This window comes from Thermoactinomyces vulgaris (genome assembly GCF_003688725.1).
GTDB classification, from domain to species: Bacteria; Bacillota; Bacilli; order Thermoactinomycetales; family Thermoactinomycetaceae; genus Thermoactinomyces; species Thermoactinomyces vulgaris.
In genome coordinates, this window is sequence record NZ_REFP01000008.1 from 175,107 (window position 1) to 191,218 (window position 16,112).

The 16,112-nt window shown below is 48.7% G+C and carries 16 protein-coding genes; 15 read left to right on the forward strand and 1 reads right to left on the reverse strand.

Translation table 11 applies throughout. The features are described from left to right. Positions 1 to 17: 17 nt before the first annotated feature. A complete protein-coding gene (locus ATH33_RS05200) occupies positions 18 to 1,355 on the reverse strand; it encodes an AAA family ATPase (RefSeq protein WP_037993272.1) in 1,338 nt (445 codons plus the stop codon). A gap of 296 nt (positions 1,356 to 1,651) precedes the next feature. Here ATH33_RS05200 and cymR point away from each other — a divergent pair, with 296 nt between their 5' ends. From cymR to ATH33_RS05280, 15 genes are all read left to right on the forward strand, one after another. Continuing rightward, positions 1,652 to 2,071 (forward strand): cysteine metabolism transcriptional regulator CymR, encoded by a 420-nt coding sequence (gene cymR, locus ATH33_RS05205; protein WP_037993270.1) that lies wholly within the window; start codon positions 1,652 to 1,654, stop codon positions 2,069 to 2,071. Between the two features lie 80 nt (positions 2,072 to 2,151). Beyond that, positions 2,152 to 3,294 carry a cysteine desulfurase family protein gene (locus ATH33_RS05210; RefSeq protein ID WP_037993267.1) on the forward strand — a complete coding sequence of 381 codons (1,143 nt, stop codon included), beginning with the start codon at positions 2,152 to 2,154 and terminating at the stop codon, positions 3,292 to 3,294. Between the two features lie 70 nt (positions 3,295 to 3,364). After that, positions 3,365 to 3,871 carry a hypothetical protein gene (locus ATH33_RS05215; protein WP_037993265.1) on the forward strand — a complete coding sequence of 169 codons (507 nt, stop codon included), beginning with the start codon at positions 3,365 to 3,367 and terminating at the stop codon, positions 3,869 to 3,871. A gap of 68 nt (positions 3,872 to 3,939) precedes the next feature. Further along, complete coding sequence (gene recD2 / locus ATH33_RS05220) at positions 3,940 to 6,195, forward strand: SF1B family DNA helicase RecD2 (RefSeq protein WP_121874181.1); 2,256 nt, start codon at positions 3,940 to 3,942, stop codon at positions 6,193 to 6,195. Between the two features lie 64 nt (positions 6,196 to 6,259). Further along, entirely contained in the window at positions 6,260 to 6,763 is a 504-nt protein-coding gene (locus ATH33_RS05225) for a PRC-barrel domain-containing protein (RefSeq protein WP_049720414.1), read from the forward strand. A 15-nt stretch (positions 6,764 to 6,778) separates the two neighbouring features. Beyond that, entirely contained in the window at positions 6,779 to 6,979 is a 201-nt protein-coding gene (locus tag ATH33_RS05230; RefSeq protein WP_037993262.1) for a hypothetical protein, read from the forward strand. A gap of 27 nt (positions 6,980 to 7,006) precedes the next feature. Continuing rightward, positions 7,007 to 7,207 (forward strand): hypothetical protein, encoded by a 201-nt coding sequence (locus ATH33_RS05235; protein ID WP_037993259.1) that lies wholly within the window; start codon positions 7,007 to 7,009, stop codon positions 7,205 to 7,207. A 117-nt stretch (positions 7,208 to 7,324) separates the two neighbouring features. Next, on the forward strand, positions 7,325 to 8,398 hold the full coding sequence (locus ATH33_RS05240; protein ID WP_309485132.1) for an AI-2E family transporter: 1,074 nt from the start codon (positions 7,325 to 7,327) through the stop codon (positions 8,396 to 8,398). 336 nt (positions 8,399 to 8,734) lie between these two features. Further along, positions 8,735 to 11,365 carry an alanine--tRNA ligase gene (gene alaS, locus ATH33_RS05250; protein WP_037993257.1) on the forward strand — a complete coding sequence of 877 codons (2,631 nt, stop codon included), beginning with the start codon at positions 8,735 to 8,737 and terminating at the stop codon, positions 11,363 to 11,365. 76 nt (positions 11,366 to 11,441) lie between these two features. Beyond that, positions 11,442 to 11,699 carry an IreB family regulatory phosphoprotein gene (locus tag ATH33_RS05255; RefSeq protein ID WP_037993255.1) on the forward strand — a complete coding sequence of 86 codons (258 nt, stop codon included), beginning with the start codon at positions 11,442 to 11,444 and terminating at the stop codon, positions 11,697 to 11,699. A gap of 15 nt (positions 11,700 to 11,714) precedes the next feature. Next, positions 11,715 to 12,173 (forward strand): Holliday junction resolvase RuvX, encoded by a 459-nt coding sequence (ruvX, locus tag ATH33_RS05260; RefSeq protein ID WP_049720393.1) that lies wholly within the window; start codon positions 11,715 to 11,717, stop codon positions 12,171 to 12,173. After that, positions 12,173 to 12,499, forward strand: coding sequence for a DUF1292 domain-containing protein (locus tag ATH33_RS05265; protein ID WP_037993253.1), 327 nt, complete (start codon positions 12,173 to 12,175; stop codon positions 12,497 to 12,499). Before ruvX ends, ATH33_RS05265 begins: the two co-directional genes overlap by 1 nt. Further along, the gene (locus ATH33_RS05270; RefSeq protein WP_037993252.1) at positions 12,489 to 12,785 is read left to right on the forward strand and encodes a DUF1292 domain-containing protein; all 297 of its coding nucleotides are present in this window, start codon (positions 12,489 to 12,491) and stop codon (positions 12,783 to 12,785) included. The genes ATH33_RS05265 and ATH33_RS05270 overlap by 11 nt, the downstream gene beginning before the upstream one ends. 103 nt (positions 12,786 to 12,888) lie before the next feature. After that, a complete protein-coding gene (gene mltG / locus ATH33_RS05275) occupies positions 12,889 to 13,962 on the forward strand; it encodes an endolytic transglycosylase MltG (protein ID WP_049720392.1) in 1,074 nt (357 codons plus the stop codon). 200 nt (positions 13,963 to 14,162) lie between these two features. After that, positions 14,163 to 15,965, forward strand: a complete 1,803-nt coding sequence (locus ATH33_RS05280) for a peptidoglycan D,D-transpeptidase FtsI family protein (RefSeq protein WP_049720391.1) — start codon at positions 14,163 to 14,165, stop codon at positions 15,963 to 15,965. Positions 15,966 to 16,112: the final 147 nt, after the last annotated feature.

Sequence of the window (16,112 nt, forward strand, 5' to 3'; positions counted from 1 at the left end):
ACGAGCCGTACCTGATTTTATTTTTGGGATTCCCCGGGCGTTTCCTTCATCCAGTTCATAAACAGTTGCAATTTTTTCTCATAACCGTGTGTTGTCGGATGGTAAAAGGTTTTCCCGCGATGTTCCGCCGGTAAATAATCTTGCCGCACATAACCGCGGGGATAGTCGTGCGGATACAAATATCCTTTTCCTCTGCCTTGTTCTTTGGCGCCGTGGAAGTGCGCATCGCGCAAATGCGGGGGAACGGATCCGTCTTTTTCGTTCTCGACAGCTTGCATGGCTTCTTGAATTCCCCTCACCACGGCATTGCTTTTCGGGGCGGTGGCGATGTAAATCACCGCTTGTGCCATGGGGATTTGTGCTTCAGGCAGGCCCACCAGGTCCACCGAGTGTGCAGCGGCTGAGGCGATCAACAGTGCGCGCGGATCGGCCATTCCGACATCTTCGGCCGCATGGATCAAAATCCGGCGGGCGATGAAACGGGGATCTTCCCCGGCCTTTAACATTTTCGCCAGGTAATAAAGCGCGGCATCCGGATCCGAACCGCGCATGCTTTTGATAAAGGCGGAAATGGTATCATAATGGTTGTCGCCGCTTTTATCGTAACGCACCACTTTTTTCTGAATGGATTCTTCGGCAATGTCCAACGTGATGTGGCGGACCCCGTCTTGGTCAGGGGGAGTGGTCATGACAGCGAGTTCCAACGCGTTTAAAGCGTTGCGGCTGTCTCCGCCGGCCACGCGGACGAAATGCTGAAGCGCTTCTTCATCCAAGCGGATGTTTTCCTTGCCGTATCCCCGATCCGGGTCCTGTAAAGCTTGGAGCAGAATTTGCCGGATTTCGGAATCCTTCAGCGGTTCCAACATAAACATGCGGGAACGGGAAAGCAGCGCGGCATTCACTTCAAAAGACGGGTTTTCGGTCGTTGCGCCGATCAGGATGATGGTTCCGTTCTCCACGTGCGGGAGCAGGGCATCCTGCTGTGAGCGGTTGAAGCGGTGGATTTCGTCAATGAAGAGGACGGAACGCCGGCCGTGCATGGTTAACCGTTCTTTGGCTTCCGAGATGACTTGGCGTAAATCTTTGACGCCGGCGGTCACTGCATTCAGTTGTTCAAAGTAAGCTTGCGTGTGGTTGGCGATCACATGCGCCAGGGTCGTTTTTCCCGTGCCGGGCGGTCCGTATAGAATAATGGAAGACAGGCGATCGGCTTCGATCATCCTCCGGAGCAGTTTTCCCGGTCCGATGATATGTTGTTGTCCGATCACTTCATCGATGTGGCGGGGACGCATCCGGGCTGCCAGTGGTTCGCTTTCCTTTTTGGTTTGTTGGTATCCATATTCAAACAAGTCCATATGGTTCCGCCTTTCCTGATCAATCATCTACGTTTTATTTTTATGATAAATTCAGGAAAAGTAAAGGGAAACAGAACGTTTTCCAAGCGGAATGTAACAAAAAGTACAGGAAAAAAGATTGCTAAAAGAGAATGAAGCTATGATACACTGACAATGAACTGTCGATCCATTCTTGCGATTGGCACACGGGCATCGGAAATTTTTGTATCCGGTTAAAAGAAAAAACGTCGGGAAGCCGGAAACGGCATATGAAAACCATAAAATGTTTGATTAAGTAAGTTAAAGGAGTGGCAATCTTGAAAATTTCAACCAAGGGTCGATATGGTTTAACCATTATGATGGATCTGGCCAAACGGTTTGGACAAGGGCCGGTTCCTTTAAAAAGCGTGGCTGAACGCCACGGGTTATCGGAGCATTATTTGGAACAGCTGATCGCCCCGCTGCGCAATGCCGGTCTGGTGCGGAGTGTACGCGGAGCTTACGGCGGATATAAACTGGCAAAAGATCCCGAAGAGATCACCGCCGGAGACATCATCCGGGTTTTGGAAGGCCCCATTAACCTGGTGGAATACACCGAAGAAGATGATCCTGCCAGGCGGAACTTGTGGAAACGCGTCCGGGATGCCATTGTCAAAGAATTGGACAGCACCACGCTGGCCTCATTGATCAATGATTCCGATGACGGAAATCATGACGGTTATATGTTTTATATCTGAAGAAACTTTTAAAAAGAAGCGAAAAGGCGTATCTTTTTATTATAGATTTTTAAAGAGTTCAGCAGGTAAGGTGAAAATCAATGCCAATTTATTTAGACCATGCAGCGACAACACCGATCCATCCAAAAGTGAAAGAAGCCATGTTGCCTTTTTTGGATCATGCGTTTGGGAACCCCTCCAGTATCCACCAATACGGCAGGGAAGTGAGAAGCGCGCTGGATCGGGCACGTGATCAAATCGCACAAAGCTTGAATGCCGACAGCAGCCGGATTGTCTTTACCAGCGGCGGAACTGAAGCAGATAACCTGGCCTTGTTCGGGGTCATGGAGGCAGAACGCAAAAAAGGCAGAAATCATTTGATCACATCTCAAATTGAACACCATGCGGTTTTGGATACATGCCATTATTTGGAACGAAACGGGTTTGAAGTCACTTATCTTCCGGTGGATTCCAAAGGGCTTGTGGATTTGGAAGCTTTGAAAGAGGCGACCCGGCCGGATACGGCTCTTGTTTCCATCATGTATGGAAACAATGAAGTGGGCACCCTTCAGCCTGTCCGGGAAATCGGCGAATGGGCCCGGGAACGGGGGATTTTTTTTCATACCGATGCGGTGCAGGCATTCGGGGTGGAAGAAATCGATGTAAAAACATTACCCGTGGATTTGGTTACCATCTCCAGCCATAAGATCAACGGTCCCAAAGGGGCGGGTGCCCTTTATTTCGCACCGGAGGTTCCGCTGATTCCCCGCTTTTTTGGCGGTGCCCAGGAAAGAAGGCGCCGTGCCGGAACGGAAAACGTTTTGGGAATCGTCGGATTTGGAAAAGCAGCTGAAATCGCCGGCCAAAAACGCCGGGAGCACAGGGCAAAAATGGAAGGGTTGCGGAAACTCTTTTTGAAAGAGCTGCAAAAACGCGGGACCCGTCACGTGATTAACGGCGATCCCGACCGGAGCCTTCCCCACATTGTCAATGTTAGTTTTCCCGGTACGGATTCCGAAACGTTACTGATGAATTTCGATTTGGAAGGAATTGCGTGTGCGAGCGGTTCGGCATGTACATCCGGAACGCTGGAAGTGTCGCATGTCTTGAAAGCGATGAATTTGCCGGATGAAGTGACAAAATCGGCCATTCGCTTCAGTTTCGGCTGGGAAAATACCGAAGAAGAAGTGAGACAGGCGGCGCAAATCACAGCGTCGGTTGTGGAGAGATTGACTTCGGTGTAAAAACCGGCAAAAGCAGGAATGGACAAGGGTGGAGATCGAAACAAATGGAAAAAGAAAGGGAGGGAGACCATTGAATTTGCATGCCCTTGATCAAATGGAAGATTGGGAAAAGGAATTGGACAACATTGACTGGAAAACCATGCTTGCCGACATTGACCGTGCATTGATGGATAATTTGGCCGCCGAGTTGGGTTTTCCTTCCTACCAACGTTTGGAACAAGCTTCGGAGCGGGTGGTGGAAGACTTTTACGTCGCCCACCTTTCCGACGGCCGGTGGGTGTGGTGGAATCCGACCACGTATGCCAAAGAAGATCCGTTGTATTTTGAGAATAAACAACAAATTATGGAGTTTATTGCCAAAGTATTAAAGTTGGAAAAAAAACATTTAAGACGCTTGGAACAGGGGCTGGATCAAGTAGTGCAAACCAAGCGCTGCCGTTGTTGCGAACACGAATACAATCCGTTTGACCCGTCCCGCATCGATTGGGATGCGGAGCAGGAGCAAGCGGAATTTTGCTCCCCCGAATGTGCGATGGAATATGTGATGGATGAAATGAAAGAAGATTTTACGGGATAATTCTTAAAAGCGACCTCAGATGTTTGTTTGAGGTCCTTTTCTTTAAGGCATGAATCAGGGTGAGTGTCATGAATACACAGTTGGATCTGTTTCAAGAAAGCTATGTCAAAGGCGTTTTCAAACAGGAAATTTTTTATAACGAGGAAACCGGATATGGCGTGTTTATATTGAAGGTGACGGATGCTTCCGAGGAAGTGGAGGAAGAGGAGATCACCGTGGTCGGCAATATGTTGCGCCCGTATCAGGAAGAAGTTTATTGTTGCTACGGAGAGTGGAGAAACCATCCCAAGTTTGGCCGGCAATGGTATGCCCATCGCGTGCAAAAAGAGATTCCGCGCTCCAGAGACGCCATCATCCGTTATCTTTCCAGCGGGCTGTTCTCCGGCGTGGGGCAAAAGACGGCAGAAAAAATCGTTGATTTTTTGGGGACGGAGGCGCTCGACAAAATTGCAAACGATCCCCGTTGTTTGGAGGAAATCAAAGGGATTTCGGCCGCAAAAGCCCGGAAAATCGCTGAGCAACTTCATGACCATCAGGGACTGGAGCAAGCGTTGGTTTATTTGTATCAATTCGGAATCGGCCCGGCCTTGGCCTTGCGGATCGTTCAAACATATAAACATGAGACCATCTCCATTCTGAAAGAAAACCCCTACCGGATGATTGAAGAAATTGACGGAATCGGGTTTCGGCGGGCCGATGAAATTGCCAAAGCACAAGGGCTCAGCGAAGATGCTCCGGAGCGTTTTCAAGCCGCGTTGCTGTATGTGATCAAGGAAGCCTCTCTGTCCCGGGGACATGTTTACGTCACTTGGGAACAGTTGAACGAAGCGGTCAATGATCTGTTGGGGGAAGAGGCGGTCCGATGGTTTCCGGAAGAGAAACGGACGCTTTATATTGAGCATCTGTTGGATGATGACCGGTTGATATTAGAAGACGGCCGCTATTATCTGCCTTCGTTGTATTACGCGGAATACGGGCTTGCCATGCGGGTCAAGCAATTGCTGGAGGAGCCGTTTGAGCCGGATTACTCGGTGGCGGACATTTACGGAAAAATCGGGGAGATTGAAGAAGAGTTGTCAGTCAGTTATGCCGAAAAGCAGAGAGATGCCTTGATCACGGCGATGTCGTCTTCCTTGATGATCTTGACCGGTGGGCCGGGAACGGGGAAGACCACCGTGATCCAAGGGATTTGTCAGCTGTTTTCCCGCCTGAATGAAATTTCCATCAATCCCGAGGATTACAAAGGAACGGAGAAGCCGTTTCCCATCCGGCTGGTTGCGCCCACCGGGCGGGCCGCCAAGCGGATGTCTGAAACCACGGGGCTTCCGGCAATGACGATTCACCGGTTGTTGGGATGGAAAGGAGAATTTTTTGAGCATCATGCTGATCATCCGATTGAAGGAAGTTTGTTAATTGTGGACGAGGTTTCGATGCTCGACATCTGGCTGGCCAATTCACTTTTCCGGGCGATTCCAAAGGGGATGCAGGTGATTTTGGTCGGGGATCAAGAACAGCTTCCTTCCGTGGGACCCGGCCAGGTTTTGCATCATCTCTTGCAGGTGAAAGAAATTCCTCGTGCCGAGTTGACGGAAATTTTCCGGCAACAGGAAGGCTCTTCGATCATTGAGCTGGCGCATGCCGTGAAAAACGGTGAGGTTCCGGATGATTTGTTGTTGCCCCGGCCCGACCGCCGTTTTTTTTCGTGCAAAAAAGAACAAGCGCTGTCCGTCATAGTGCAAACCGTCGTCAATGCCGTCAAAAAAGGGTACACGTTGTTTGACATCCAGGTTCTGGCCCCGATTTACAAAGGCCCCGTCGGGGTGAACCGCATCAACGAAGAGATTCAAGCCGTTTTAAATCCCCCGGGCCCGCAAAAAAAAGAAATTGCTTGGGGAGACACGGTGTTTCGGTTGGGAGACAAAGTGTTGCAGCTTGTCAATCACACGGAACATCCGGTTTATAACGGGGATATGGGCATCATCACCTCCATTGACGAAACGGCTTCCGGGGATCAGCCGGTGTTGTGGGTGCGGTACGACCGGTTGGAAGTTCCTTATAAAAAGACGCAATTGGGCCAAATTTCCCTGGCATATGCCTGTTCCGTCCATAAGGCGCAAGGATCCGAATTTCCGATTGTGGTGTTTCCGGTATTATTTGCTTTTCGCCGGATGCTGGAGCGGAATCTGATTTATACGGGGATTACCCGGAGCAAATCGTATCTGATCATGTGCGGGGAAAAGGAAGCCTTGGTCGAGGGATTGAAAAACCAACGGGGTGAGGAACGAAACAGCCGGCTTCAAGATTTGATTGAGGAAGACTGGTAACAAGTCCCCCGCATTTCCGACGGTGATCCGCCAATACTAAGGGTAGCGGGGGAGGCTGATATCCTTGCGCAAATCCCAGGAAGTGATCGGGCTTTCCATCATCCATCTTGAAACAGGCAAGAAGTTGGGAACCGTCTGTGATCTTCTGTTTGATGAAGAGCAACAGTTCAGGGGTATTTTGATGGAAGACGGCGGTTTGTTTAAAAGGCGAAAGTTTATTTCGACGGACCATATCGTTTCCATCGGAAATGATGCCGTCGTAGTGGACAACGAGCATCCATTTTCCGCCAACCCGAAAAACAAGAATTGGATGAGCATTTGTTCGGGAGACAAGAAATTAAAAGGACGCACCATTTTAACCAGCAGCGGATATGAAATGGGTTTGGTGGAAAATGTCTATTTTCTGGAAGAAATGGGGACGCTGATAGGGTACGAACTCTCTGACGGCATCTTAAATGACATTCGGGACGGCAGAAAGTGGTTGAAAACGAAAAAACCGCTGATTTGGGGAGAAGATGTGTTGATTGCCCCCGCCGACCAAATTGAAGTCAAAGATGCCAATTCTTGAAGGAAGGAAATCAGTATGCTTCGTTGTCCGAATTGCAATTCTCACGACCTGGGAAAAGTGGGAACCAATCAGCTGTATTGCTGGCACTGCTTTGTGGAAATCACCACAGAAGAAGATCAAATTACCTCGGTGTATCAAGTGGAAGAAGACGGAACCCTGACTTCCCTCAATGACCTGTTTTTGGAGGAAAGCTCTCACCTTTCGTATTTGGACTGACCTCACCCACAAGGAGGGAGCTTCGTCATGCGCCGGACACTTTACACCCTTATCGCAGGCGGATTGATTTTATTCGGCTTCAGACGGATGATGCACATGCGGCAAAAAAGCAAGATGCAGTACTATTTGCAGTCCATGATGCGTGCCATGCAAAAAAACAAATGGTTGCGCAAAATCATGATGGAAGGGCTCATGAAAGGGCTTCGTCGCTTCCAAATCGCAAGATAACCAAACCCCGCGAAAATCCCCGGGCCCAAAATAAGCCCGGGGATTTTTTGCTTCTCATAAAATGAGACAGGTTTTCGTATCTTATAAGTAAGATTGGTTTTTCGGGAGGTGCCGTCCGTGGAGCAATGGAAAATGCCGCAATATTTGCATCGGGCTCTTTTTGTCCTTGTTCTGCTCGGCATCTTGTATTTTCTTATGCAACTCGGACCGTGGATATCGGGCATTTTTCGTTTTTTAAAGGCGGTTTTCGGCCCTTTTTTAATTGCCATGATCATTTCCTATTTATTAAATCCGGTGGTCAATTTGTTGAGCCAGAAGTTTCTGCCGCGCAGTCTGGCGGTGTTGCTCATATACAGTTTGTTTATCCTGTCTCTGGTGATTTTGGCGATGAACACCATTCCGCTTTTGCAACATCAATTCAAAGAGTTGGCTGAGCATCTTCCGGAATGGAATGAGCGGATCCAGCTCATGATCAAAGAATACAATGATCACAGCAAAGAGTTGTTGCCTTTTGGGGTCAAAGAAGGCATCGAGCAAGCATTGTCAAAATTGGAGCATAAGATGACCGGTTATGTGGGAAACATGATGAGCGGGATCGGCAGCACCATCAACCAGTTGTTTCTCGTTTTGATCATTCCTTTTTTGGCTTTTTACATGTTAAAGGACATTCAATCCATTGAACGGACATTGCTTACTTTGTTGCCCAAAAAACAGCGCAAGCCGATTCTCCGTTTGTTGAGGGATGTGGACGATGCACTGGGCAATTACATTCGCGGGCAGTTTCTGGTTTGCGTGGTTGTCGGGGTGCTGGCATATATCGGTTATCTCATTGTGGGGTTGCCCTATGCACTCTTGATGGCGGCTTTGGTTGCCGTCTTTAATGTCATTCCGTATCTGGGCCCCATATTTGGCCTCATTCCGTCATTGTTTGTGGCACTGACCGTTTCTCCCAAAACGGCCGTCGGCGTTGTGATCGTCAATCTCTTTGTCCAGATGCTGGAAGGGAATGTGATTTCGCCACAGATTGTCGGGCGAAGCCTGCATATGCATCCGTTGTTTATTATCTTGGCCTTATTGGTCGGTGGGGAAATCGGGGGGGTTTTGGGATTGCTTTTGGCTGTTCCCGTTTTTGCGATGGGAAAAGTGACGGTGGAGCATATTTTGCAACATTTTATTGAACGAAGGGTTTGAAACCCGGCAAAACAGATTGTATAATAAAAAAACCAAAGAGCATCTGGAATATGTGAAACATGATGAAGGAACCGAGTGGATTGAATCCCCGCCAGAGAGAAAAGCCCGTGGGCTGAGAGGCTTTTCCGGAACCGATCGATCCACGGCCAGTTCCGGAATGCAGCTAATCCCTGCCGGCAGAATCTGCCGTTATCCTTTAATGAGGTGACCGTGTTACATACCCGGCTTCCAAAGGACCGGGATTTGACGGTAATAAGGGTGGTACCGCGAGAACAGCCTTCTCGTCCCTGATCGAGGACGGGGAGGTTTTTTATTGGAAAAAGGAGGTAAGAGTTGATGAAAGCAAGTGAAATTCGCCGGAAATATCTTGAATTCTTTGCGGAAAAAGGGCACAAAATCGAACCCAGTGCATCGCTTGTCCCTGTGGATGATCCTTCTCTGTTGTGGATCAACAGCGGGGTGGCCACATTGAAAAAGTATTTTGACGGCCGGGTGAAACCGGAAAATCCACGGATCGTCAATTCGCAAAAAGCGATCCGTACCAATGATATTGAAAATGTCGGATACACGGCCCGCCATCATACGTTTTTTGAGATGTTGGGAAACTTTTCGGTCGGGGATTACTTTAAAGAAGAAGCGATCGAGTGGGCTTGGGAATTCCTGACCGATCCCAAATGGATGGGGCTGGATCCGGAAAAATTGTCCGTAACCATTCACCCGGAAGATGAGGAAGCTTACCGGCTGTGGAAAGAGAAAATCGGCTTGCCCGATGAGCGGATCATCCGCCTGGAAGAAAATTTCTGGGATATCGGCGAGGGACCGAGCGGCCCCAATACCGAAATTTTCTATGACCGCGGGGCCCATCTTTGTGATCCCTCGGATCCGGAGTGTTACCCCGGCGGTGAAAACGAACGGTATCTGGAAATCTGGAACCTCGTGTTTTCCCAATACAACCACAATCCGGACGGGACTTACACGCCCCTGCCGAAAAAGAACATTGATACCGGCATGGGGTTGGAACGGATGGCTTCGGTGATGCAGGATGTTCCGACCAACTATGACACGGATTTGTTCCAGCCGATCATCCAGGCAACCTGTGAGAAAGCGGGAGTGGCCTACGGGGAAAAAGAGGAAACCGATGTCGCGTTGAAAGTGATTGCTGATCATGTGCGGACCATTGTTTTTGCCGTGGGGGATGGAGCGCTTCCTTCCAATGAGGGCCGCGGCTATGTTTTGCGCCGCTTGTTGCGCCGGGCCGTTCGGTACGGACGGAAGCTGGGGATCAAACGGCCGTTCCTTTATGAATTGACCCCGATCGTGGCGGAGATCATGAAAGATTACTATCCGGAGCCGGTGCAAAAACAAGATTTCATCCAACGGGTCATCCGGGGTGAAGAAGAAAAATTCCTGGAAACATTGACCGAAGGCTTGCATATTCTTGAAAAGGTCTTGGATAAAGCAAAAACCGAAGGAAAACAAGAAATCTCCGGAAAAGAAGCATTCAAATTGTATGACACCTATGGTTTTCCTTTTGATTTAACCGAAGAAATTGCCCGCGAGCAAGGGGTTTCCGTCGACCGTCAGGGATTCGAAGAAGAAATGAAAAAACAACGGGAACGGGCCCGTTCCGCGAGGGAAGATGCGGACAGCATGCAGGTGCAAGGCGGTGTTCTCTCTGAATTGCAAGTGGACACGGAGTTTGTCGGTTATGAAAAAACCGAATGCCAGACCACCGTTTCCGTGTTGATTCATGAAGAGGAACGGGTTCGGGAATTGACGGAAGGACAAAAAGGGTTTTTGATCCTGAAAGAAACCCCGTTTTATGCGGAAAGCGGCGGGCAGGTCGCCGACCGGGGCGTCATTTTGTCCGGCCAGGCGGAACTGACCGTGCTGGATGTGCAAAAAGGACCGCGTGGTGAGCATGTCCACAACATTCAGGTTGAAAAAGGGACGATCCGCGAAGGAGAAACGGTCAAAGCCGCCATCCATCGCGATTTGCGCCAGGACACGGTGAAAAACCATACGGCCACTCACTTGTTGCACCAAGCCTTAAAAGATGTCTTGGGCGAACATGTGAACCAAGCCGGTTCTTTGGTTGCGCCGGATCGCCTCCGCTTTGATTTCACACACATCGGCGCGATGTCCGAAGAGGAAATCAAAGAAGTGGAACGGCGTGTAAACGAACAGATTTGGGCTAATAATAAGGTGGAAGTCATGATCAAGCCGCTGGACGAGGCCAAAGCGATGGGAGCCATGGCTTTGTTTGGCGAAAAATATGGCAGCATCGTGCGGGTCGTGAAAATTGACGACTACAGCTTGGAGCTTTGCGGCGGAACCCATGTGAAATTCACCGGTGAGATTGGTCTTTTCAAAATTACCGGGGAAAGCGGAATCGGTTCCGGAACCCGCCGGATCGAAGCAGTGACCGGGCGCCATGCTTATGCGTTCGTTGAAGAGCAGATCGGATGGCTCAACCAGGCTGCCCGGCAGTTGAAAAGCAAAGCGCAAGATGTTCCGGAACGGATTGAACAATTGCAAAACCGCCAGAAAGAGTTGGAAAGGGAAAACGAATCCCTCACGGCCAAGTTAAACCAGGCTCAGGTTGCCAAATTGCTGAATCAGGTGCAGGAAGTGTCCGGAGTCCCGGTGCTCGCCACACAAGTGCAAGCCGGCGGCATGGAACCGTTGCGCTCGTTAATGGACGATTTGCGTAAGCACCTCGAAGAAGGAGTCATCGTGCTGGGCGCGGCTTCAAACGGAAAAGTGTCCATTGTGGCTTCGGTCTCCCCCAAATACGTAAAGGAAGGGTTGCACGCCGGAAAATTGGTGAAAGAAGTGGCTGTCCAATGCGGTGGCGGCGGTGGCGGCCGTCCGGATATGGCGCAAGCCGGAGGCAAGAAACCGGAACAATTGCCGGCTGCTTTGGCCGGAGTCAGTGAGTGGATCCGCCGGCAAATGTCCTGTTAAAAACAAAGGATAATCCATTGCAAAAGGCGAAGGATTAAAGTGCGGATCTTCATAAGAGAGGGGTGTGAGATCATCCATGGATGAAACGATGAAGTTTAATTTCCGAGGTGGAAATGAGATCGACCCTAAAGATTTGTTGTTCCACGTTTATGAGGCCTTGAAGGAAAAAGGTTACAATCCGATCAGCCAAATTGTGGGCTACCTTATTTCAGGAGATCCGGCTTATATTCCGCGCCATAAAAATGCCCGTGCCATGATCCGGAAAATGGAACGGGATGAAATTATCGAAGAACTCGTCAAGCACTACTTGGGTGTGGAAAGGCAGAATCAATAAGAAAGGTATTGGAAAATGGATTTGGATGAACTCTCTTCAAAGCATATAGATGATTTCCCCCGGATTCTGGGACTGGATGCAGGAGACCGGAGAATTGGCGTGGCGGTCAGCGATGCATTAGGGCTGACCGCTCAGGGCGTCAAAGTCATTGACCGCAAAAACAGTAACTGGTTGAAAGAATTGGACCAACTTGTGGAACAATATCAAATAAAAGAGCTGGTTGTCGGCTTCCCCCGCAACATGAACGGGACCATCGGTCCCCGCGGGGAGTTGAGCCGGCAACTGGCCGAAGAATTAAAAAAGCGATATGGATATCCTGTGCACTTGTGGGATGAACGCTTGTCAACAGCAGCGGCAGAGCGCACCTTGATTGATGCCGATCTTTCCCGCCGCAAACGGAAAAAGGTGGTTGACCAACTGGCTGCGACATGGATTTTGCAAGGATATCTGGATGCAAAGAGGAGGCAATTTTAATGGCACATAATCATGAACCGGAATACTTGATCATTCCGACGGAAAACGGGAAAGAGGAAAAGTTTGAGATCTTATATACGTTTGATCATGATGAAACAGGCAAAAGCTATATGTTTGTCACGCCGGTCGACGGGGAACAAGGCGGGGAACCGGACGAACAGGAGCCTTACCAAGAAGTGATGGCTTTTCGCTATACCGAAGAGGATGGCAATTTGAATCTGGAAATGATTGAAGAAGAGAATGAAGAAGAATGGGATATGGTGGAAGAAGTGTTTAACACACTGGTGAGTGAATTGGAAGAGGAAAGTGAGGAAAATGAACAATAACAACCTGTCGGTTCACGGAGCAAGAGAAGTGAATATCTTGCGTCAGCAATATCCGGATCACATGGTTTCCAATGTCGAACCGGCCGGCACTCCTTACCGGATTGTCCATGAAGTTGAAGTGAACGGACAACACTATGCTTTGTTGCAAAAAGACGGCGATCATCCGGATGATCTGCACTTGTTTCATGTCAATCAAGGGCGCATCGAAGAAATTGAGGATGAGCAAGAGTGGGAAAATATTGCCGATGCCGTTGACGAAATGTTATATTTTCATGACTTTCAGTAAAAACGGGGGGAACCCCGTTTTCTTTTTGATAAACTGTGCTAACATAGAGAAGGGTTTCTTGTAATAAAGAAGAGATTTAATCAGAAAAAGGAGTCCACGTCTCATGAAATGGTTTTGGCGCATCTTCTTTACCATTGCGCTACTGGCCGGTTGGGGGATTCTGGGTTACTTCTTTATGGATTTCACTTTGGGCTCATCGGAACGAACCGAACCAGTGGCGGTGGAAATCCCTAAAAATACATCATTGAAGCAAGTCGGCAAGATTTTGGAGGAAAAGCAAATCATTCGCCGGTCCTATTGTTTCGGTCTTTATGTTTTTCTCAAGCAAAAGACCAACCTGCAAGCCGGGAATTACCTGATTGAGCCTGATGAAGACATCGATCGAATATTAGAAAAATTTTCTAAAGGCGAAGAAAACGTTGTTACGGTGACCATTCCCGAAGGATGGGATGCCATGAAAATCGCCAATCGCCTTGAAAAGGAAAAAGAGGATTTTGACAAAGAAAAGTTTCTAGATTTATTGAATAGTAAAAAACCAAAATATAATTTTGAGGTGAACATTCCCCAAAATCCCGACCGACCGTTTAAATTGGAAGGATATTTGTTCCCCAGCACCTATGACTTTCCAAAAACGGCTTCGGAAGAGGAAATCATCAACATCATGCTGGGCCAGTTTGCACAGCGTGTCGAAAAACTGAAAATTCGTGACCGGCTCAATCAAAATGAACCGGAAAAAGGCATGACGTTGGATAAGCTGGTGACAATTGCGTCGCTGGTGGAAAGGGAAGGAAAGGCAAAGCAGGAATATCCGCGCATTTCCGGTGTGATTTATAACCGGCTGCACAGCACCGATAATCAGAAACTGGGAATCGACGCCACTTTTTTGTATGTGACGCAGTTGAAGGAGGAATGGAAGGATATTCCTTTTCATCAGTTGAAATACAAACAGCACCCGTATAATACATATCAAGTCAAAGGTTTGCCGCCGGGGCCGATCGCCAATCCGGGGGAAGAAGCGTTGCGCGCCGCTTTGGAACCGGAACAGCATTCTTACCAGTATTATGTCACCAAGGGAGATGGCAGCGGCGAACATTACTTTGCCGAGACGTATGAGCAGCATAATCAGTACATCAAAATGAGTAATGCCAATCAAGCACAAAGAGAACAGAAAAATTAACAGGAGAAAGCTCTTGCAAAAATGCAAGAGCTTTTTTGGGCAAAAAAAAAGGGATTTTCTGAAAAAATGCTGAACAGAAAGAACATCGCGCTGAATAAATAATGGTTTATTTTCTTTTTTGGTATGAAAGACTGCTTTGATATAAGAAGTATACCCCGCTTTCATCCTGTCGAAGCTGATGAAAGAAGTGGGGTGTCATCATGAAACGAAATTGGCGAAGCATCACAGTCAGCTTGTTGATTTTGTCCATGTTTGCAGTGATTTTGGTTCGGTTGTACATGATTCAGATCGCCTCGGCGCGGTCTTTTGAAATTGTGAATAAACAAGTTGATTTGGTCACCATGGCACAAACGCGGCAAAACAAAGAAATTGTGATTCAAAGCGGTCGCGGGGACATTTTGGATCGCCATCAAGAAACGCTGGTTGGAGGGAACGATTGGCATTTGCTGATCTTTCCGCAAAGTGAAGAGCAGCTCAAGCTGCGCGAGGAGCAATTCAAACAGATTGCCGAATGGATCCATTATCCGTATGAGGCATTCCGACGCCAGTTGTTGCATCTGAAGTCTCCCGCGATCTTGTCAGGCATTCGCGGGGAAGAAATCACCCTGTCCCCCTTGGAGCGGGAGAGGATCGAAGCGATGAACATCCCGGGGGTGATGGTGGTTCAATCGGACCAGCGCATGACATTAAACCAAGTGGCGGAACAAGTGATCGGACAGATTGCCCGCAGTCCGCTCCTTTTGAAAAACCGGTATCAGGAGCAAGCCCAAAACGGAAATTGGCATCCCGAATCATTCATTGGAATCTCCGGGCTTGAACAAGCTTTTGAACCATTTTTGCACGGAGAAGAAGAGCATCTTTTAATTTATACCAAGGCACGGACGGGAAAACCGTTAAACGGGGTGCAGATGAAACGAAAAGATATTCAACGCGGATCCGGAGACCGGCCCAAGACCCTTGTCACCACATTGGACAAAGAGATTCAGCAAATGGCGGAAAACCTGTTGCAAGAAGAAAGTGTGGATGACGGTGCAGTGGTGATTCAGGAGATCTCTTCCGGGGATATCCTGGCGATGGCCAGCCGGCCGAAAGGAAATTCGGAAAAGGAAGGGGAAAATCATTGGGAAAACCGGGCGGTGATGGAGGCAACACCCGGCTCGATCTTTAAGACTGTGGTTGCGGTGGCGGCTTTGGATCAGGGATTGGTCCGCCCGGACACCACTTTCCATTGCAAAGGAAAATTGGATCAATATCATTTGCGGGACAATGATCCCGAAGGGCACGGAAAAATTACGTTTGCCGAAGCTTATGCCAAGTCCTGCAATATTGTTTTTGGCACCGTGGCCAAAACACTCGGCCCTGAAAAACTGGAAGAGTATGCGAAGCGGTTGGGGCTCGGGCAAAAAGTGATCTGGAACGGCAAAGTGTTTCACGACCCGTCGTTTGCGCAGTTGGCTGAAGAGCAAACGGGACTGATTTTTGCAGATTCCACGAATAAAAAAGATGAAGGGGTTTTGGTGCAAACCGGGATCGGACAGCGCGATGTCCGGATGACCCCGGTTCAGGCAACCAATATGATCACTTCGGTCTTCCATCAGGGAAAAACCATGGAACCGCGTCTGGTGAAGGAAATCAAAGATGCTGAAGGGCGCATGTTATTTCGCTTTCGGGAGCAGACAATCGAAGGGGCCAAACCGCTCAAGCCGGAAACCGCCGCATCCGTCAAAGCGCTGATGCGTCAAGTCGTCACAGATGGCACGGCTTCATCGCTTAAAAATGCAACCTGGTCCCTGGCGGGGAAGACGGGAACGGCTCAGATCGGGGTGGACAAAGACCGGTACAACAAATGGATGATCGGTTTCGGCCCCGTGGAAACGCCGCGTTATTCGGTGGCCGTGTTGTTGCGTTCGGTGGATGATGCCGGTGATCAAAGAGCGATAAAAATCTTTGAAAAAGTGATGAACAATTTGGCTGATTTGGAAAAAAAGCGGGCAAAAGAGTGAAGGAATCCATAAAAATGCGGAAAAAAGAATAATTATTTCCGCGGGCGATGTGAAAGTTATTGGTTTCACAAGATGTTCTTCTGGTTGTTTTGTGATTCCTATCCGATTATGATATTAGTAGTATTGTAGGTTTTAAATAAAGGAGTA